Origin of the sequence: Bradyrhizobium zhanjiangense, assembly GCF_004114935.1 — a bacterium.
GTDB lineage: Bacteria > Pseudomonadota > Alphaproteobacteria > Rhizobiales > Xanthobacteraceae > Bradyrhizobium > Bradyrhizobium zhanjiangense.
This window is the reverse complement of the sequence record NZ_CP022221.1, coordinates 2,577,341-2,596,417: the sequence shown is the minus strand read 5'-3', so window position 1 is coordinate 2,596,417 and position 19,077 is coordinate 2,577,341. Positions and strand designations below refer to the sequence as shown.

At 58.9% G+C, this 19,077-nt stretch carries 14 protein-coding genes and 4 pseudogenes; 5 read left to right on the top strand and 13 right to left on the bottom strand.

Annotation, left to right across the window (positions count from 1 at the left end):
* The first annotated feature begins 441 nt into the window (after positions 1 to 441).
* Together XH85_RS12235 and XH85_RS12230 are read left to right on the top strand one after the other, a co-directional pair.
* Positions 442 to 2,109, top strand: a complete 1,668-nt coding sequence (locus XH85_RS12235; protein WP_245474029.1) for a thiamine pyrophosphate-binding protein — start codon at positions 442 to 444, stop codon at positions 2,107 to 2,109.
* 60 nt (positions 2,110 to 2,169) lie between these two features.
* Positions 2,170 to 3,072 carry an alpha/beta hydrolase family protein gene (locus XH85_RS12230; protein WP_128932037.1) on the top strand — a complete coding sequence of 301 codons (903 nt, stop codon included), beginning with the start codon at positions 2,170 to 2,172 and terminating at the stop codon, positions 3,070 to 3,072.
* Positions 3,073 to 3,872: 800 nt separating this feature from the next.
* Here XH85_RS12230 and XH85_RS45840 read toward each other — a convergent pair.
* The 6 genes from XH85_RS45840 to XH85_RS12205 form a co-directional block, all read right to left on the bottom strand.
* A complete protein-coding gene (locus XH85_RS45840; protein WP_245474026.1) occupies positions 3,873 to 4,253 on the bottom strand; it encodes a TOBE domain-containing protein in 381 nt (126 codons plus the stop codon).
* Positions 4,223 to 5,053, bottom strand: a complete 831-nt coding sequence (locus tag XH85_RS12225) for an ABC transporter ATP-binding protein (protein WP_245474025.1) — start codon at positions 5,051 to 5,053, stop codon at positions 4,223 to 4,225. The genes XH85_RS45840 and XH85_RS12225 overlap by 31 nt, the downstream gene beginning before the upstream one ends.
* 68 nt (positions 5,054 to 5,121) lie before the next feature.
* On the bottom strand, positions 5,122 to 5,388 hold the full coding sequence (locus tag XH85_RS47595; protein ID WP_128932036.1) for an ABC transporter permease subunit: 267 nt from the start codon (positions 5,386 to 5,388) through the stop codon (positions 5,122 to 5,124).
* On the bottom strand, positions 5,379 to 5,933 hold the full coding sequence (locus tag XH85_RS47590) for an ABC transporter permease subunit (RefSeq protein WP_128932035.1): 555 nt from the start codon (positions 5,931 to 5,933) through the stop codon (positions 5,379 to 5,381). The genes XH85_RS47595 and XH85_RS47590 overlap by 10 nt, the downstream gene beginning before the upstream one ends.
* Positions 5,934 to 6,112: 179 nt before the next feature.
* Entirely contained in the window at positions 6,113 to 6,766 is a 654-nt protein-coding gene (locus XH85_RS12210) for an ABC transporter permease (RefSeq protein ID WP_128932034.1), read from the bottom strand.
* Positions 6,767 to 6,863: 97 nt separating this feature from the next.
* Positions 6,864 to 7,304, bottom strand: a complete 441-nt coding sequence (locus tag XH85_RS12205) for a hypothetical protein (protein WP_128932033.1) — start codon at positions 7,302 to 7,304, stop codon at positions 6,864 to 6,866.
* A 2,038-nt stretch (positions 7,305 to 9,342) separates the two neighbouring features.
* Here XH85_RS12205 and XH85_RS46425 point away from each other — a divergent pair.
* A pseudogene (locus XH85_RS46425) lies at positions 9,343 to 9,645 on the top strand (IS66 family transposase); the annotation flags it as partial.
* A 139-nt stretch (positions 9,646 to 9,784) separates the two neighbouring features.
* On the opposite strand, the pseudogene XH85_RS12190 reads toward XH85_RS46425, so the two are convergent.
* From XH85_RS12190 to XH85_RS12180, 3 genes and pseudogenes are all read right to left on the bottom strand, one after another.
* Positions 9,785 to 10,782, bottom strand: a pseudogene (locus XH85_RS12190) (tyrosine-type recombinase/integrase).
* A complete protein-coding gene (locus XH85_RS12185; protein ID WP_128932032.1) occupies positions 10,779 to 11,705 on the bottom strand; it encodes a tyrosine-type recombinase/integrase in 927 nt (308 codons plus the stop codon). Before XH85_RS12185 ends, XH85_RS12190 begins: the two are co-directional and overlap by 4 nt.
* The gene (locus XH85_RS12180) at positions 11,702 to 12,943 is read right to left on the bottom strand and encodes a tyrosine-type recombinase/integrase (RefSeq protein ID WP_128932031.1); all 1,242 of its coding nucleotides are present in this window, start codon (positions 12,941 to 12,943) and stop codon (positions 11,702 to 11,704) included. The genes XH85_RS12185 and XH85_RS12180 overlap by 4 nt, the downstream gene beginning before the upstream one ends.
* Before the next feature lie 123 nt (positions 12,944 to 13,066).
* On the opposite strand from XH85_RS12180, the pseudogene XH85_RS47890 reads away from it, so the two are divergent.
* Positions 13,067 to 13,258, top strand: a pseudogene (locus tag XH85_RS47890) (transposase domain-containing protein); the annotation flags it as partial.
* Positions 13,259 to 13,882: 624 nt separating this feature from the next.
* On the opposite strand, the gene XH85_RS46420 reads toward XH85_RS47890, so the two are convergent.
* A complete protein-coding gene (locus tag XH85_RS46420; RefSeq protein ID WP_245474024.1) occupies positions 13,883 to 14,533 on the bottom strand; it encodes a CehA/McbA family metallohydrolase domain-containing protein in 651 nt (216 codons plus the stop codon).
* A 950-nt stretch (positions 14,534 to 15,483) separates the two neighbouring features.
* Positions 15,484 to 16,035 (bottom strand): hypothetical protein, encoded by a 552-nt coding sequence (locus XH85_RS12165; protein WP_128932030.1) that lies wholly within the window; start codon positions 16,033 to 16,035, stop codon positions 15,484 to 15,486.
* 130 nt (positions 16,036 to 16,165) lie between these two features.
* Here XH85_RS12165 and XH85_RS12160 point away from each other — a divergent pair.
* Positions 16,166 to 16,363: pseudogene (locus tag XH85_RS12160) on the top strand (CopD family protein); the annotation flags it as partial.
* Between the two features lie 77 nt (positions 16,364 to 16,440).
* Here XH85_RS12160 and XH85_RS12155 read toward each other — a convergent pair.
* Both XH85_RS12155 and XH85_RS12150 read right to left on the bottom strand, forming a co-directional pair.
* On the bottom strand, positions 16,441 to 17,205 hold the full coding sequence (locus XH85_RS12155; RefSeq protein WP_128932029.1) for a class II aldolase/adducin family protein: 765 nt from the start codon (positions 17,203 to 17,205) through the stop codon (positions 16,441 to 16,443).
* 687 nt (positions 17,206 to 17,892) lie between these two features.
* Complete coding sequence (locus tag XH85_RS12150) at positions 17,893 to 18,936, bottom strand: NADP-dependent oxidoreductase (RefSeq protein ID WP_245474023.1); 1,044 nt, start codon at positions 18,934 to 18,936, stop codon at positions 17,893 to 17,895.
* Between the last annotated feature and the right edge of the window lie 141 nt (positions 18,937 to 19,077).

The window sequence follows — 19,077 nt, the reverse complement described above, 5'->3', positions numbered from 1 at the left end:
GGCATGCCTGAAAACTCTACATTCCGATCGCAAACGCGAAATTGCAACTCCAACCAGCTTTATTTTAAGGAAATTCAGTGCCAGGAAACCGTAGGATCTAAACGCATGATATTGAGCCGGCCGAATAAGACCGATTTCGAGCCGGCATGCCAGCATGGAGGCGCGACAATGACCCTCAACAAAGGGCGGCAGCTGTTTCCACGAGCAGAATACCTGCGCAGGCTTGCCACGGTGAAATCAGAAATGGCGCGCCGCGACATAACGCGCTGGTCGTAAGCAGCCCCGCAAACATAACCTATCTTACGGGTCATACCCTACACGTCGTACGTTCCGCAGGGGCTTGTCGTATCGATGCAGGAAGAGGAGCCAACCGATTGCGACCAGATGGGCTAAGGGTGATCTGAGCTCCGGGAGCTCAGCAAACAAGGACGAGAAACGATTATGACGTTCAACACCATGACCGGCCGCTCCGCTTTCCTGGCTCTGGTCAAGGAGGAGGGCATCACACATCTGTTCGGCAATCCCGGCACCACCGAGCTGCCGATCATGCATGCCTTAAAAGATCATCCCGACCTAACCTACGTAATGGCTATGCAGGAGAGTCTCGTAGTGTACATGGCCGACGGCTTTTCGCGCGCATCGGGGCGGCTCTCAGCATGCAATGTTCACGTCGCGCCGGGTCTCGGTAACGCGATGGGCGCGCTCTACAGCGCGAAATTCACGGGCACGCCGATCATTCTAACCGCAGGGCAGCAAGAGCAGGGACACGGATTGACCGAACCCCTACTGTACGACCCGCTGGTGCCGATCGCCCAGCCCCTTGTGAAGTGGGCGGTCGAAGTCAATCGGCTGGAAGACCTGCCGCGCATTGTCCATCGCGCCGCGAAAGTCGCAGTGACGCCACCGACTGGACCGGTATTCATTTCACTGCCCGGCGACATTCTCAACAACGAGGCGGGCATCGACCTCGCCTCGTCGACACGGATCGATACCCGCGTACGACCCTGCGACGAAACCGTTGAGGCGCTAGCTGAACGGATTCTCAAGGCCGAGCGACCGGTGCTGCTATGTGGCGACGAGTTGGTGAAATCCGACGCACTAGAAGAAGCAGCCCAACTCTCGGAACTGCTAGCCTGCCCTGCTTTTCAGTCTAGTGTGCCGTTCGGGGCGCATTTTCTCTCCGAACGCCCGTGCTTCATGGGTGCACTTGGCCGCGACCAAAGGCAGGTGCACGACGTTCTCGCGCCCTACGACACGATGATTGTACTCGGCTCCGACGTGCTGCGGATGTCCGTGTGGAGTGCGACTGATCCGAAGCCAGAGCACTTGCGTATCCTGCAGATTGGGCTCATCGACTGGGAAATTGGCAAGAACTATCCCGCCGAGATGGCGGTCAAAGCGGACGTGCGCGAAACTATCCAGGCGCTGATCCCCGTGCTGCAGCGAAAGGGCGGACAGGCGCTCGTTGAACGCTCGCGCAAAGGCATTGCGGAACTGGCAAAGAAGAACTGGAGTGCGAAGCGCGAGGCTGCTGCGACGAGCGCTCGCAAGGGTGCCGTCGCAAAGCCTATTCACGGCGACTGGCTGACCTACTGTCTGGTGCAGGCGCTACCGAAGGACGCGATTATCGTGAACGAGGGACTTACCTCGGTGCGACTCCTCAATGATCTGTTCGCCTTCCGCGACCGCTATGCGATGCATGCCAACGCCGCCGGGGGCATTGGCTGGGCCTTGCCGGCGGCCATCGGCGTGCAGTTTGCGCATCCCAATCGGCCGGTTATCTGCGTCTCCGGTGACGGATCGGCGATGTTTTCGGTCCAGGCCCTGTGGACCGCGGCCAATCAGAAGCTGCCGATAACTTATGTGATCTGCAACAACGGCGGTTACCGCATCATCAAGCAGCGTTTGAAATTGTTCCATGACAACGACCACTACGTCGGAATGGATTTCAAGGATCCTGAGATCGACTGGGTGGGACTCGCAAAGTCGATGGGTATGAATGCGATTCGAGTTACCGAGCCTGACACTCTTGTAGACGTATTAAAGGAAGCGTCTGGCAACCGGCGCGGCCCGACCCTGATTGACGTCATGGTCGACGGAACCGTTTGAGCAACCCTGACAGAAATTTCAACGTGGTGCGTGATGTCTTCCATACGGCACGACAGGCAAGTGGACAATCCGTCCGAAAATAGAGGATCGGATGCCAATCCAGCTGGAAAAAGCGTCGAAGAGTTTCCCATTGAAAGCGTTCTAAACGGCGTGCCCTGCCCAACAAAAAGCGAATGCCAGGCACTCGGTAACAGCGTTTGGGTTGAAGTTGAGGGACAAGGCGATTGCTTGCGCTACTGGTCGTCTGGGTTGACCAAACAGACCCCCTCTGCCGTATTCTATATTCACGGTGATCGGCTATGGCTTGGTAAGCCTACACGTTACGACGACAATAACGCGGCAGCTCAGCAAGAATACGCGACCAAGGCCGCGGCATCGCTCGGCATGGCGTTCGTAACAATTGCTCGTCCGGGCCTCTATGGGTCTTCCGGGGCCCACTCGGCGTCGAGACAAATGCGAGAGATGAAGCTCGTTGCGGGTGCAGTTCGACAGATCATAAAGCGTTACAATATCAAACGATACGGATTTGCGGGCCAATCGGGCGGAGGCAGCGTAGCCAGTTATCTTTTGACGAAGTTTCCAGATACGAAGTGCGTTGCATTTTCGGCCGCTTGTCTCTCACTTGGGGGTCTAAGGAGGGCGGGTCAAATCGCGGGCGGGTACGATTACGGAGCGCCCGGAATATACGATCCAATCGCGCATCTTTCTGAGGTTAAAGTGGACCCCGATCGTCGGCTCTTTGTCATTGGCGACGAAAAGGACAAGGGTGCGCTCTTCCTGAATCTTGTTGAGTACTACGAAGCGGCGAAGTCCGCCGGGCACGATGTCACGTTAATCCGAAGCGAGGGCCTAGGTAATCACATCTTGGATGCAACGGGCCAACACGCCGTTTCCTGGTGCCTGCAGGGCGTCCCTACCTCGGAGATCGAAATGAGAATCGCCAACAAAGAGGTTATCAACTGAATTAGCTAGAGCGGTCTGGAAGACTTAGGCTCGGCTGCCTCGCTACAACAGTAACGTCATCGCATTCGACTTGCGGAGCAGTCCAGTTTCGCCGCGTTCGACTGGTTGCCAGGATAGATTCGCGCGCCTCGTGGTTCACAGCGTTCCCTTGGAGCACTCAAGGATCAAAGTAGAGCACCGCGACGAAGTCGCCAGTTTTCTGGCCGTGAGGATACCAGCTCTCAGACGGCCACGCGTGTACAGCGGCTGCAGCATCGCCGTCGGTCGAAGCTTACGTCTCATTGATGAATGATGAGGTGGCTGAAGATCAAGCGCGAGCTGAGTCGTCAATCTTGAAGAGGCGTGTCACGGCGCCCAGCAGTTCCGTTCGTTGATGTGCGCCCGTCTTCTTAAGATCGTTCCGCTCGGCTCGGAGGAGCGGCGGATAGTGTCTTTCGCCAAGCGGCGATCTTTCTCGACCAGGCGGCGACGGAACGTCTCAACCGCAAGGTGTCTCCTGCTACCGCTCCCGACTACGCTCGATTACGCTGGCCAGCGTTGACTGATATCAAGCCGTTCTCTAAGCTCTCGATGGATGGACCAGCCGCGCAGCGACCAAAGCCCGAGTTTGCAGGTCCAGCGAAAGTGGCTTGGACATGCCGCCCCCAATGTCCTCCGGTAAGCAGCGTGAGTTAGAGATTGCGCAAGGTCCAATCCGCGTGCATTCCACTCGGTGCCGGTTACGTGCGCTGAGTCTAATGTACGTCCCTTGATCACCTCGTTTGCTAAGCGAATATTTTTTGTGCGTCGTGTACGGAACGTTACTCCTTGAGAACGACCATATCGGTGGGTGACCAGCATAGCCGAACTGGTGCGCCGGGCTGGACCCTGGATTCCGCGCGTTCGGACATCATCTTGGCAGTGATGGTCAGACTATTCTCGACCTTGACCGTCACGCGGGTCATGCCGCCGACGAACGAGACGCTGGCGACCTCGCCGCTCAGGTCATTGACGCCGTCAGCAACGGTGTCATGGGCCCCCGCGAGGCGTATTTTTTCGGGCCGTACCATCAATGTGAGCTCCGAACCCTCATCCCACGCGCCGGCTGGAACGGCAATGGACCTGTTACCAGTCATCGTAATCCGTCCGCCGCCTGTCACGCGCCCGCAGATCAGATTCGATTCGCCGATGAACTCTGCCACGAAGCGGTTGCGCGGCTCGAAGTACAATTCGTCCGGCGTCCCAGCTGCGCGATCCGGCCCGCGCTCATCAGACAGATACGATCGGACATGTTGAGCGCTTCTTCCTGATCGTGGGTGACGTAGATGATGGTCGTACCCAACTCATTGTGGAGACGCTTGATCTCACCCTGCATCTGCTCGCGCAGATTCTTGTCAAGCGCTCCCAGCGGCTCATCCATCATGATAATGGCAGGCGAATAGACTACGCAGCGCGCGATACCGACACGCTGCTGCTGACCGCCCGACAATTGGCGCGGCTTGCGATCCTCAAACCCCCGCAGGCCGACACGTTCGAGCGCCTCTGTCACTTTGGCGCGGATTGTGCTGGTCGGCTCGCGCCGCACACGCAGCGGATACGCCACGTTATCGAATACCGTCATGTGCGGCATCAGCGCGTAATTCTGAAACACCATGCCGATCCCGCGCTCACGCGGTGGCATCTGGGTGATGTTGCGTCCGTCCAGCAAGATAGCGCCGGTGGTCGGTGCGGTCGCGCCGGCGATCAGGTTGAGCAAACTGGTTTTGCCGGAGCCCGACGGGCCTAGCAAGGTCAGGAACTCGCCCTTGTCCACGCTGAGATCGGTCGGATGCAGCGCGGTCACCGAACCGTATGTCTTCGATATGCCGTTCAATGCGATTGCGTGCGCAACCTGGCCACCGAGAAAGCTACTTGTTTTCATCCCGGTCATTCCTTCGCCAACACTGCTCGAGCGGCGCGAGAATGTCTGCTCTTGTCGCTGAACTTCTTCAATGGTTTGCACTCGATACATCGCGCTGATTGCATCCTCTGATACTGGATATTAACCGATGGGCTTGCCGGACCAACCTGTCAGGTCTCGACCGGCGTCCCTTTCCTTAAGGCGATCGCGACAATGCTGACCACCAGCGAAACCATCGTCAGCAAGGTAGCGACAGCGGCGATCACGGGCGAGACCTCCCATTCGAGAGCGGTATACATCTTTACCGGCAGGGTGATCGTTTGCGAACCAGCCAGGAACCAGGAAATGATCACCTCGTCGAAGGACAGCAAGAACGCGAAGAGCGCGGCGCTTACCAACGATGGCACAAGCTGTGGCACGACCACGGTCAGGAACATGCGGATCGGCCCGGCCCCATCAGTTCGGCGCCGAATTCGAGATTGCGGTCCAGCTTGTTGACCCCCGCCACAACCATGACGACGACGTATGGCAGCGTGACCATAAGATGGCCCAATACGATGGAAAGCGTCGTCGTGCTGATCCCCAAATAGGAAAAATAGAGGAAAAGACCGAGCGCCGTTACGATGGTGGGGACGATGAGTGGGCTCATGATTACGCCGGTAACGAGCGCCTTGCCAACGAAGTCATTGCGCGCGATCCAGTATCCCGCCGGAACGCCGGCCAGCATTGCCAGCGTCATGGCCGTTACCGCAACCTTGAGGCTCTCAAACAGCGATGCCAGCCAGGTTGGAGAGTGGAAGAAGATATTGAACAGATCGAAGGAGTACTCCTTCGGCGGGAAGGTCAGCGCGTTTGTCGGGCCGAATGCCATGGGGAACGTCACCACGATGGGCACGAGCAGAAACAGATAAATCGCTACGGCCAAGCCGGTGCCCATAGCCCGATAACGGCGCGAAAGCGGATCGTGAATCGTTTGGGACATGTGCGCCTCCTAGACCTTGCGCCGGCGCCAAACCGCAAGGGGTGTTGCGAAAACAATAGCCATGGCGAACAGTATCACGCTGATGGCCGAGGCTTTGGGCCAGTCCAAGATCTGTCGGTTGTAGAAGTCGACAAGGTTCGACAGCATCTCATCATGCGGGCCGCCGAGTAGCGCCGGAATTACGAAGGCCCCAAGCACATCACGAAAGTGCTCAATAGGCCAGCGAACAGGCCGGGCAAGCTCATGGGAAGAGTAACCGTCCAGAAGATGCGGGCGGGCTTAGCACCCATGATGGCAGCTGCGCGATAGATCGCGCCGTCGATGGCAAGCAGACTGGCCAAGACCGGTAGAACGATAAGCGGAACCAGAAAATTGGTCATGCCGACGAGAAGGCCGAAAAGATTGAGCACGAGCGGCAGTTCGATTTTCGTCTGCAGGATCCAACTCAGAACATTGTTGATGATCCCGTTACGCCCAAGAATAATCGTGAACGCGAAGGCTTTGACCAGGATGCTGGTCCAGAACGGGAGCAGTACGAGCACCATTAAAAAAGCCCTGCGCCGCGGTGGCTGGCGGGCAAGATGTAGCGCGACGATGAAGCCCAGGAGCAAGCTCAAAATTGACGACAAGCCAGCGACATAAAGCGTCCTAGCCAGCGTTTGCCTGAACAACGCGCTGGTCAGAACTGCGCCGAACGCATCCAGCGACAGAGCGGATCCATTGACGCTGGTGAAGAGGACATACAAGAGTGGGGGCAACACAATCGCGACCCCAATCATGGTGGCCGGCGACATGAATATTGCCTGCGCACGCAGACTGCTGATGCGGGTCATGGGCCGTCCGTACGAGTCACGTGAGAGATCAAAATTAAGGCTCGCTGATTGCGCTCCCGAAAGGGTTGACCGAAACCCTTTTGGCAGCAACAGGCCATCAGTTCGAGAGCCATTCCAGGTAACGGCGATTTACAGCTTCGAAGTTATCCGCCCAGTAGTCAGCGCTAACAACAAGGCTATTAGTACTATTCAAGTCGGGCTGCCATTTGCGGGCATCGGGCAGCAACATCGTCGCGGCACCGGGGACCGGAACGTTTTCTACCCTGATGCCCGTCTCCTTGGTGAAGGGATCGAACACTGCCTTCACGCAAGCGTCTTGATAAAATCCGCCGTAGTTCGAGATCACGATCCTGTCGGATTTGGCCGCGGCGCGTTTGGCCCCAGCACCATCGGCGCCGAAACGATCCCCGCTACGCCGGCCAACATGGAGCGCCGCGAAATATTCAAATCGCTCGTCATGCACTGTCCCCCTCCCTAAAGTCCTTCCAACACTGTACTTGCGATCCGAGTTGAATGCCTTCCCGGTCACACGATCCATGCGCCAATCGCGCGACAATCGAACCGTACAACGTCGAACAAGGTGCAGTTCTCGATTGCTATTCGTTCGCTCCACGTCACTCTCGGCTCTCTTCGCGAGGCACGTAGAATTTGGTCTCGGCGCCAGCGACAGGCATCGCGCAACGTTAGCCTTCCGCATCGTTGGCCGGGAGGCTGACCCTCGCATCCCATCTTCGGCTTTTGTCTCTTGGCGCTAGCTTATCGAAGCATCGAGCCGAAATCCGCTTGTACGGAGCCAAATACAGCCGAATATATGCGACTTATATCCAAAATCAGTGGTTTTTCACATTATTGCGTGTCAACGCGCTAGTTGCACGGCTCGAAGAACTAAGCACGAGGAATAGTCCGAAATGTCGATTTCGGCCAGCGGACGCTCTTTGGCCCAAGCCCGGACAAGCACGGTGGAAGCAGCGTTCAGCGTGGCAGCCGGCCTTTGCAATCGAGCTGCGAGCTCTGAGCCTTGGCGCGAGAAGATCGATGATTATAACGGCTCACAAAAGTGTTGCTAACGTCGGGAGTTGGTTGATCGAAACGATATCTGTATGCGATTGAAAGCTTGGATCTTAAGAAATGCCCGCAGCGAGCCTATGGCGCGACCATTGGACCAATCTGAATGTGATCCTTCTTTTCGACGCAGGATTCCACCCAAACGAAGCCAACGTTGAAGGAATTCCCGCATCAAGACCGATTATGTTGCGTTGATGATATCACAAGCACCGCGACCCCTCGGCATCCTTCACCTCGAGCGCGGCTCGGCTCCAGGCGCCGAACCACCGCCCCCCGTGCTCGATGCGACATTCCACTACGTTCGAGTTCCCTACGATCTCGGAAACCTTCGAGGGGGCTTGGGTGGAGAATGTCGTTCGCGGCGATCCAGCGCTTGAGCCGGCCTTCGTCGCCGCCGCCCGAGATTGGTCCAGCGGGGCGCCATCGCAATAAGCTCGACCTGCGGCTTTTCCATCCGACATCAGCCTGCAGTGGCTGCATCTGTGGCTCTGCCCGTGGCGATGTCGAGCCTGCTCCTGTTGCCCTTCTTACTATGCCAGTTGCCGTCGCGCGCGAAACTCGCTGTCTTGACCTATGATTCGACGCATTGCAGCGAAGATCTGATTGGCATCGATGATCCGGCCCGAGCGTTCGAGGATTGTAATAGGTGGCATCGAAGGCAGAAAATACTGGAGCGACGAATTGAAGCGTCTAGCACCACCGACCGATGTAGCCGCGATTGAGACAGATGTGGCTGACTGCGTTGCGCGACTCCGCACTGCGACTCTGGAGATCGCGGCTATCCTGCTCGAGTGCGCAGCGTTTTCGATTGTTGGGCCGACGATCCGTCGTTTCACGAAGCTTCCCGTCTAAGACGTTACAGATCTATGCCGGATAACGATGGCATCCGTCTCTTGAACAATACCGTTGCCACGTCGGATGGCGTTTTCGCCGTTGAACGTAACTGACCGATTAAGAGGCCGAAGGAAAGTCAAGTCGAGGCGTGTTTAACTACCAAGGAGTTGACTCGAATAGTCGCGGCGCGTCGCGCTCAGCTCGAAATATTACCGGCAAACGCCGAGCCGGCGGACCTTCTTCTGAGAAATGCCGCTCCGGAAGAGTGTGGGTCATGTCAGGAAGAAACGTCCCCTGGTCCCCCGAGGATCAAGCGGCGGCCCATTCGATTCGTGAGTAGCGTAGCCCGAGAGTCTCAGCCACCGCTTTATCGGCGAAGCGCCCGCGAAAGACATTACGGTATGCGTGAACATGCGGAACCTCGAGCAAGCCAAGCGAAATCGCGCGTATCGTTATTGAGTCGAGAGCCTGGTTCGAGGTCAGCAACTCGCTCCCAGCACATTGGCCGGGGAATAGTGATTGATACCATGAAAGCTCGTAAACTGGATCAGCGTGCGTGCATCCCGATCGATAGCTACATCCACGATCGTGCGCATCGAGCTCAGCACACTGCGGCTGACGAGCCTCGGCGCGTTCGCCAATCATCCGAATTCAGAAAGGCTCAACGCGCAGCACCTGAGGAGCACCGTCTCGTGCGACAGCAGTAAAGCCGGCCGCTGGCAGATGCCTTCAAGGCTTGGCTACGCACAAAGAAGGCCGTCACCAGCCAGAAGATCAAACTCGCCGAACCCATTGGCTACGCGCTCTCCCGCTAGCAGTGGTTGACGCGCTCCATCGACGACGGCCGCATCGAACTCGACAACAATATGGTCGAACGATCAATCCGTGGCATCAAGCTCAATCGCAAGAACGCGCTCTTTGCCGGATCCGACTGTGGTGCCGAACACTGGGCGGTCGTCGCCTCCTTGAGAGAGACCTGCCTATGCCGCGCGCGGCATAGGGCCGATTATGCCGCCCGCCGAACTATGCCGAACGGGTTTGGTATGGCACGCAATTGTCACGCTGGCACCGTCGATCGCGTGCAGGGCAGCCCCATTCCATTCGGCATAGTCTGGTCGTTCAGAGCGCCTCCAGAAAGGCGAGCAGGCGGTCGTTCGGCTGGAAGCGGGTTCGCTTGCCGCGCTCGTACGGCTTGAGCTTCGCCAGGGCAGCTTCCTTGAGGGCGAGGTGGGCGTGCAGGTACGTCTGCGTCGTCTCGACCGATTCATGACCGAGCCACAGCGCGATCACGGAGCAGTCGACGCCGGCCTGCAGCAGTTCCATCGCAGCGCTGTGCCTCAGCACGTGCGGTGACACGCTCTTGGCCTTCAAGGACGGGCAACTCTTGTGAGCGACGCGAACATACTTTCCCAGGAGCGACTGGACGCTGTCGGCACTGAGCCGGCCCCCGTGCACGTTGGGGAACAACGCTGTTGCTCCTTTCCGTAACGGTTCCTTGAGCCATGCCTGGAGCGCGCACCGAGCGAGTGTGGTCAGTGGAGTGGTCCGCTCCTTCCGCCCTTTACCGACGCATCGTACGTGTGCGCCAGACCCGAGGTGGACGGCATCCCGGTCAAGGCCGGTCAGCTCGGAGAGGCGTAAGCCCGTCTGGGTCGCGACCAGCAGCAAGGTGTGATCGCGGCGGCCAAGCCACGTCGTTCGATCGGGCGCCGCGAGAATCGCCTCGATCTCGGGGCGCGTCAGGAAGTGCACCTGTCGCTTATCGTGGCGCTTGCTCGGTATGGCGAGCACGCGCTGGATCAGCGCACTGTGTGCCGGCTCCTCGAAGGACACGAACCTGAAGAAGGATCGGATGGCGGTCAGACGCAGGTTACGCGTCTTCGCGCTGGCGCCGCGCTTTACTTCGAGATCGGTTAGGAACGCGCCGATGAACGTTGCGTCCAAATCGGTGAGCGTCAGGGCCGGGGCTTCCGCAGCTGCACCTGTGCGAACATGAACAGCAGCCGGAACGTGTTCCTGTAGGAGGCGATCGTGTTGGCGCTAACATTGCGCTGGCGCATGAGGCGCTCGGTGAAGAAGCGCTCGATCAACGTGGCGACATTGCAGGCGGGCTTCATGACGTCACCTCCCACCGCCGATCGAGACGCCGCGCCGCTTCTTCCATCAACTCGGGGCAGGCCGAGAGATACCAGTAAGTATCGCGCACGCAGGCGTGGCGGAGGTAAGTGGAGAGCACTGGGAGTTGTTGCTCGACGTCCTTGCCTTCGCGATACCAGTCGAGCAGCGTCCGGACGGCGAAGCGATGACGGAAGTCGTGCACGCGTGGCCCGGTATGATCACCTGGGCGCCGCAGCCCAATCTCTCTGGACAATCGCCAGAAGACGCGATGAACGTACTGGTGCAGCAAGCGGCCTCCCTGTTCGGCAACGAAGAAGGTCGAGCCGCAGCGTGATCCGAGCATCGCGTCGCGCCGGTGGGCGTAGTCGCGCAACGCGGTTCTCGTCGTCGGATGCAATGGCACGAGCCGCGACTTGCCGAACTTGGTCAGCCGGACCGTCAGCACGCCGGCGTCGAGGTCGACGTCATCACGCTCCAGGCCCATCGCCTCGGATATACGCATGCCCGTCACCGCGATCAGCCCGAACAGGGTATGGTAGGTCCATCGGCGCAGCCCGCCCGCTGGCGGCAGAGCCAGCGCTGCCGTCAGCAACGCATCGATCTCCGCGTCGCTGTAGACATAGGGCTTGGCGCGCTTCCATCCGGGCAGCATGCCGACGGGCGGTACCTCCGTTCTCGGATCGAAGTTGGCGACATGGCGCGCGAACCCGCGCACGTCGCTCAATCGCAGCGCCCAGGATGCATGACGATCGGGCGGCAGCGTTGCCCATTCCATTGCCAGCTTCGTCGTGATGATCCTGGCTTTGCGCTTCTCCATGAAGGCGACGAAGTCGGCGAGCCGACGGGTCTGGTGCTCGTACTTGTATCCAAACCCCTTGCGCATGCTCAGGTACTTATCGAGTGCGGCGCGCAGATTGGTCATTGCACGCCTCCCGGCCAGGGCAGGCTCAATGTTCTCAACGCATCGATGTCGACCTTCGCGTAAATCCGGGTAGTGTCGTGGTTCTCGTGCCGCAGCAACTGTCCGATCTCCGACAAGGTCGCGCCAGATCGGAGAAGCTCGGTAGCGAGACTGTGTCGGAAGATATGGGCGCCGCGGTGTGCGCAACCGTCGATTCCAACGCGATCGAGGGCGGCCTTGGCGATCATGGTGATCGCACATCCGGAAGCAAACCCGATGTGCGGCGCGAGTGTGCGGACGAACAACCGTCGGCACGACGACTTTGGGCGGCCACTGCGCAGATATGCAACGATGGCCGCGCCAACGTCTGGCGGTATCGGCATCCGTGCACGCTGTCGGCCCTTGGCGCGAACGAGTATCTCGCTGGCGCGCCAGTCGATATCATCGAGCGTGAGCGTCGCGACCTCGTCGGCCCGCAGGCCGAGCTTGGCCAGCAACAACAGAATGGCGTAGTCGCGCCGTCCCATCACCGTCTTTCGGTCGCAACCGTCGAGAGCCTTCCGCACCTGTGCGGCAGGCAGATAGGTCGGCAGAGTTGCGAGCTTCCATCGCCGCATCGATGGAACGCAATCCGCCAACGGGCGCGCGTTCAGCCCCCGATGGTGGAGGTAACGGAGAAAGGCGCGCAACGACCAGCACATCGCCTTGCCTGTTCCCGGGCTCCAATCCTGGGCGTGGCGCTCAATGTAGCGGATCACGTCCTCTTGTTTGATCTTGCACAGGGCGGCGGCGCCGCCGGAGCACACCTCGTGCAAAAACCTGCGGATGACCGGGAGATGGCGGACGATGGACCTCGGGGCCAAGCCGCGCTCTGATCGCAGGTAGGCATCGAACTCCTTGAAGATCCGCTCGTGCGGGGTGAGAGGCGGTAGCACCAACGGCGCGATCGCGCCTTCCTCGCGCAGCACCGACAACCATCGCTTGAGCGCTGCCCGGTCACCGGGTTGGATAGACTGCCTCCCGCCTCGATGTCGGAGGTACCGCTCAACGACCTGCTCATCGAGATCAATCAGCTTATAGCGACGGCCCGCGATCCAACTCAGGAGCCCGCCAACTACGTTGAGGCAACGCCACGCGCCGTGCCGAACGAGCCTCTCTTCGACGAGACGAACGGCGTAGCACTCGACGAGCCGTCCGTGCGGCCCGCTTCTGAGACGCCGGTACAGCCGGCTTCTGCCCAAGTACTCTTCAACTTCCATCTTCCTGTTCTCCGCTGTTGACAGCGGAGGCACAGAACGAACTATGCCGAACCGACCAAACGCCGGTCAGCCAGAAATCTGGGGAAAACGACCCGACTCGGCATAGTTCGGCGGGCGGCATAAACCTGCAAGCTCAACGATGTCGACCCGCTTGCCTATCTCACCGGCATCCTGACTAGAATCGTCAACGGTCATCCGAACCGCAACATCGACCAACTTCTTCCGAGCAATCCCTCAAAGCTGTGGGCGACGCTTACGGCGAGCACAGCCCATCGCGCAGTGATGGTCATGTCGGAACAACCGACGATGGAGTAGCTCTTGGTCGGCCGCGCAGTGTCCTTATAGCTGATTGTGAACTTAGTCCAGGGACCTCTACGGATCCTGGGCGAGTAAGGCCGCCGTCGCCTTTACATCAGCTAAAATCATATCTGACTAACTTTGTACCGATCCGCAGATTACGCACGCCGCCAATTTGACAATCCGTTCATATGCGAATGCACCCTGCTTCCCCATCGGTGCTCGCGTTTTATGTGAACCGAGTGAACGGGAGCATGCTCCTGACTAGCACCGAGTTGGTGAAGCCGGTGATGCAGTCGATGATACGCGAGCTCCATAGCGGCCTTATGCGCGCGTGCCGCGCTTCATCGGTTTTCGGAGCTAGCGTATCCAGGTAAGCTATTGACCCCTCGATCTGCGCAAGGACGACCGCCACAGCATCGCGGTTGCAAAGATTGGACTCTCTCCGACCTCGACGAAGACGGCGCTGGTGTGTGCGGCTATGTCAGCAGCGCGGCCGGCGACACTGCCTCGAACGCGGATCGCCAGCCAACAAGACTCTGTTACCCACTGTGCGCTCTGTCCTTGGCAGACAACTTGCCGTAACGCAATTCATCGACTACCGCTCCGTTACGAGTTATTTCCACGCGGTTCGCGGCAACGCTAATCGACTCGATTCGCCAGTCGACCGTACCTCCTCCGGGAGGAAGCCGAATCTGCTTCCAGCGCGCCGCCCTTGACCCGACCGTGATAAAGGTATCCCCACTCCGCACAGCATCCATCCAGTTCCGATACGAGAAAATCGCGGCCTCCCAGCTGCGCATATGTCCGGACGCCGCCAAGGAGCGACGCAGCGTCCATCTTGTTCGACCCGCAACCAACGGCAGCTGATAGTCGATGTTGAGGCACCGATACGAGTTGATCTGGGCGTCTCGCATTGAGGGCCATCATCTCGATCGCATCGACTAATCCAAGAACGATGTCCGCCGCACGCTCGGCCTGCGGATGCGGCGCGTGCGGCATTACGACAAGCCCTCCTTGTTGACGGCACCGCTCTGCCCAGGCCGCCATCGTCGATTCCAACGGATCACCGATCGCTGCTTCGTTCCGGCCGCCGCTAGACAACGAATCAATGATCTCGCCTTCATATCCCAGAAGTGAAATGTGCCCGAGCACCTGCATGCGGTTCTCGCTGGCCATGCGAACCAGAGATTCGCCATCGCCACCGGAGCCTTTCGCTCCTAAAGTGGTTCGGCCAGCAACATTGCTGAGCATTTCGCCCCACTGGGCCGCGAGCAAGTTGACAAAGTCCACCCCTTCGGCTTGCCCCTCAAGAAGAGCTGTCTGCGGGCTCCGAAAATGAACATGCGTGTCGGACCTGACCCACCTTGCTCGCGCGAGCGGAGCACTTTTCTAGCTCGAAGGTAAGGGTCTCCGTGTTTTCGTCGATGTCGACATGCGCCGCAGCGGCTTTACCTCTAAGCCACTTCTTATTTCGACGAAGGCAAAGCCGACCAGAAGCCCAACCGTACAATTTCCATTCACATACGCATTCCGATTTAGGCCATTGGCAAATTCGCCGGATAAGTCCTCGAACCAGCCGGTATTTACCTTCGAGGGGTGTCCTTTCGGCGGAAGGTACTCCCCGTGCGGGTCGTGGACATGCAGGCGTGCAGCAGCGCGCCGGCTCGTGCCTTTCCCAACTATCCGAAACTTCACGGGTTGTCGTGGCAGGCTCGATGGCCGCGGCTTCCAGCGGCGAGTCGGCGGGGGAGCGAGTAGGCTCTAGCGAACGAAGCTCCCGCACGAGCAAGCTGCCGTCGTCGGATCGCAGGTAAAGTCTTCCATCGGGATAAGCGGAGTACTCAATATTAACCTCTCCATCAGACCGCACTGGCTGGACGTCATGAAGATCGCTCAGCCAATCGCAACGCGAGTACTCGAGGACCGTGCGTGCAGAGATGACTGTTCCGAGGTCGATACCGATTTGATCCCCACGATCGTCAGTGTCGAATTCTCCTAGCGTGTTGAGATGAACCTCGAGGGGTAAGCGCATTCTCAGCTTGCGGCGGCCTTGAAGGCGCAGGGGATGCTCGGCGAGTTCAGTCGTGCTCACAGCGTAATCAGCAAGACCTCATGTTCGGCGTGCAGCCGGAGGTCCGTAACCTTCTTGCGCGGATGCGGATTGGGCAGCGCGTAAAGCCAACGGTTCTCTCCCTGAATAGGGCGTCCCGAAGACGCACGGACCTCGGCGCGACCATAGCTTAGATTTGGCTCTCGCCCGAATGCGAGGTCCTCACCATGGTCGCGTGCGCACTTGGATCTTGTGCCGGTACCGCGCCAAACGGACTGGCGCCCAAAGAAATATGTCTCTGTTGAATTCCGAACCGCCGTAACAGGGGCACGTCGACCTCACTGCCATCGGAATCTTTGAGCGAGCAGGTCGAGACCAATTCACCAAGTTCATTACCATCACTGGCAAGATCTCCCCAAGTCGGCCCAATGGGTCCAAAGCCAGGGGGCGTCGTACGCGGACGATCCACGACCGCGTGAACAAAAACCACATAGGTGGCGAGCGTCGGCGGTAGCACGATCATGGCAGGAGAGTCTGCAGGGTGCTGAGCCAGCACATCTGGGCGAACTTCATTGCCGAAGAGAAACGGTATGCCTCGAAGCGTCTGAGGACCCTGGAGATTGACGCTCCAATCGCTGTCGCCCGCTTTCTTACCGAGCCCACCGTCCAAGTCCCGGCGCCTCACGTTGAAATAGCGCTTCAGGTCCACAGGAGTGAAGTGCAGCGAGGGGGGCATTTTCATTCGGCCGGCTCTAACATGTCAATTAAGGTTAGTGGTCAGAGCACCCACGGATCGAATGATCCGGTGACGTCGCGGTTCGTTCCGTTCCTCGCATAAACCTTTGCGTGCCGTCGCGGTGAGCTGTAACTGCAAGCAGTCGGAAACGTTCAAGGTGATGGAACGCCGGCTGCTCAAGGCGATCATCAACCCGGCCATGATCGTCACCTGGCTGGCCGGGCTTTATCTGGCCTGGTTCGGCCATTGGTTCACGTTCGGCTGGCTGCACGTAAAACTGGCACTGGTCCTGGCGATGTCCGCGGTCCACGGCTTGCTCACCGCGTGGAGGAGGCGCGCGCAGGCTCCCGCCAGCTTCGTGATCTGTAGTTGCCCGTGACAGCGCTATGAGACCAGGACGGATTTTCGCACCTACTGCTGCCAATTCGCTTCGAGGCGCTCGATCTGGCGCAACGCAGCGCGCCAGTCCGACAACCCGTACTCAGGCAATGCACGTTTTGGCTTGTTGCGCCTGGTGAAATCTTCTACTACTTCAGGCGCGATAAGTGTCGGCGCCTCATTCAAGCCGCGGGCAATAATCTCGATCTCGCAGGCCCGCACCAACTCGTACATGCGCCGGAGGGCAGCCCACGGCGTTGCGCCAACCGTAAGTAGACCATGGTTGCGCAAAATGAGGCACTCGCCCTTCTGGCAGCTCACGCCTAGCGCATCGCCCTCGTTATGTGAGCCCAGCGAGCCATACTCGTGGTAAACGAGCTCGTGATAGACCTCAAGCGCGTCCTGGCTAATGGGCCTGATGCCACGCTCCAACACCGATATACCCGCGCCAACGCGCACATGCGTGTGCATCACGCAGTTGATGTCAGGTCTGGCCCTGAAAATGCCAGCGTGAATTATGAATCCTGCATCGTTATAGGCGCCATCCTTGGAGTAAACGTTTCCGTCAATATCCATCTTCACCAGACTTGACGCGGTGATCTCATTAAACAGCTCACCGTAGTTATTGATCAAAAAGCACTTTGGCTCGCCATCAACGCGCATAGACATGTGCGTATTGATCGTGTCGGTCCAGCCGTAAAGATCGCAGATGCGGTAAAGCGCAGCGAGGTCGCAGCGGTTCCGCCACTCGGCTTCCGTCATATGAAAGGCCTTGTGGTTAAGGACATTGATCATCATGCGACTCCTTCTTTCTGCTGCCAAGCAGCCAAGGTGTTCAGCTCTTCGAAAATCAAGCCGGGTCAAGCTCCGGCTGGCTGTAAGGTCTCGCGAAAAACTTATTGCTATTCGTGCACCCAACAGCGTTGCCCTGACGGCGCGTCTCTGCGCGGCGCTCAGGCGACAACCGCCAGAGTTCTCGGAGGAAATAATAGCTTCCCGCGCGACTGATTTTCGGCGAAAAGAACACAAAGTCAGCGTCAAACAACAAAAACGTCACGCACATGCAGAATTTTCGTGGCGGCTGCTGCTTCCGAATAAGCGACACCGCTGGATCCGCGCTCAATCTCGGCGAGGTTCTCATATTAGTTGGGGAGTGAAGGACAACCCGTTTTGGGGACCACCATGTCATTTTTGGCCAATGCCATCTCCAGACGAACACGCGGGTTATCGGACAAGAGCTGCATCACTTCTTCGCCTTCCCATTTCTGTTGAGTATCGCGACACCCACGAGAGTTATTTTGGCGATATGTGTGCGGTCATTGGCGAAATCGTCGGAGCCTAGTACATAGCGCCCGCCAGATCGAGTTCGAATGGAATGACGACGTCGCCGACGAAGGACAGGCGGTGCGCTTGCTAAGGAGCGACAGCGGGGCTCGGTCACGATTCGGTCCTCGCTGCAGCAGGGTTGCTGTTCGGTCGCCTCGCTCAGGTCGTGGTAGAGTCCTCGTCCGCGAGGCGGACAAGCATCTTGCCAACATTTGCACCGGACAGCACTCCGATAAACGCGTCGACTGCGTGATCCAGACCCTCGATTATTGTCTGCTTTGACACCAGCTCGCCGCTGCGCAGCCATCCAGCCACCTGCGTCTCGAACTCGACGCGCATATCTTCATGGTCATAGATGATGAACCCGCGCAGACTGAGCCGTTTGAATACGGCTTGGATCAAGTGGTTGATTCCGGGCGCGTGCGAGGCGTCCTCCATCGTAGAGATCATTCCGCAGAGGATGGCGCGGCCGTTGATCTTGAGCGCGTGCAGCGCCGAGACGAGATGATCGCCGCCGACGTTGTCGAAATACAGGTCGATGCCGTCCGGTGCCACCTTAGCGAGTTCCCCTGGCAGGTCATCGCGGTAGTCGATCCCAGCGTCGTAGCCGAGCTCGTCCACGAGCAGCCGAGCCTTGTCCGCTCCACCGGCACTGCCAATCACCCGTGCCGCCCCAAGGAGGCGGGCGAACTGTCCGGCCGCGCTGCCGACGGCGCCCGCTGCCGCTGAAACAAAAACCACGTCTCCTCGCTGCAGCTCACCGATGCGCCGCAGCCCGACGTACGCGCTAAAGCCCGTCTGGCCGAGAACGCCGAGCCAACTGGGCAGCGGTGCGCGTGCCGGATCGACCCGCGTAGCCGCACTGGCGTCGCTGACCGCGTAGTCGCGCCAACCTAGACGGTGGCGGACGTAATCCCCAGCGGCAAAGGACGGGTGCCGGCTGGCCACGACCTGGCCGACACTCGGACCATCGAACGGCCCGCCGAGCTCGAAGGTCGTAGTGTAGTGCTTCGCGGACGGCTCCATGCGCCGGCGGATCGCCGGGTCGACGCTCATGTAGATGTTGCGGACCAATATCTGCCCGTCAGCAAGCTGGGGAAGTAGGACTTCCTCGATCCGGAAGTTCTCTGGAACGGGGCGCCCGTTTGGCCGTGAAGCCAAGGTGATTACCCGCGTCGCCGCCGGAATCGAGTCGATAATCAAGAAGGACCTCACAATCTAGCGTCAAGCAAACCGAATATTTCCCGCGTTCAAAAGAAGCACCAACCGCGAGGATCACAATCGGACTCTGGCGTCGTCTCGAGCTGTGTATCGTACGGCGGCTTCATCGGGCCTGCGATCATA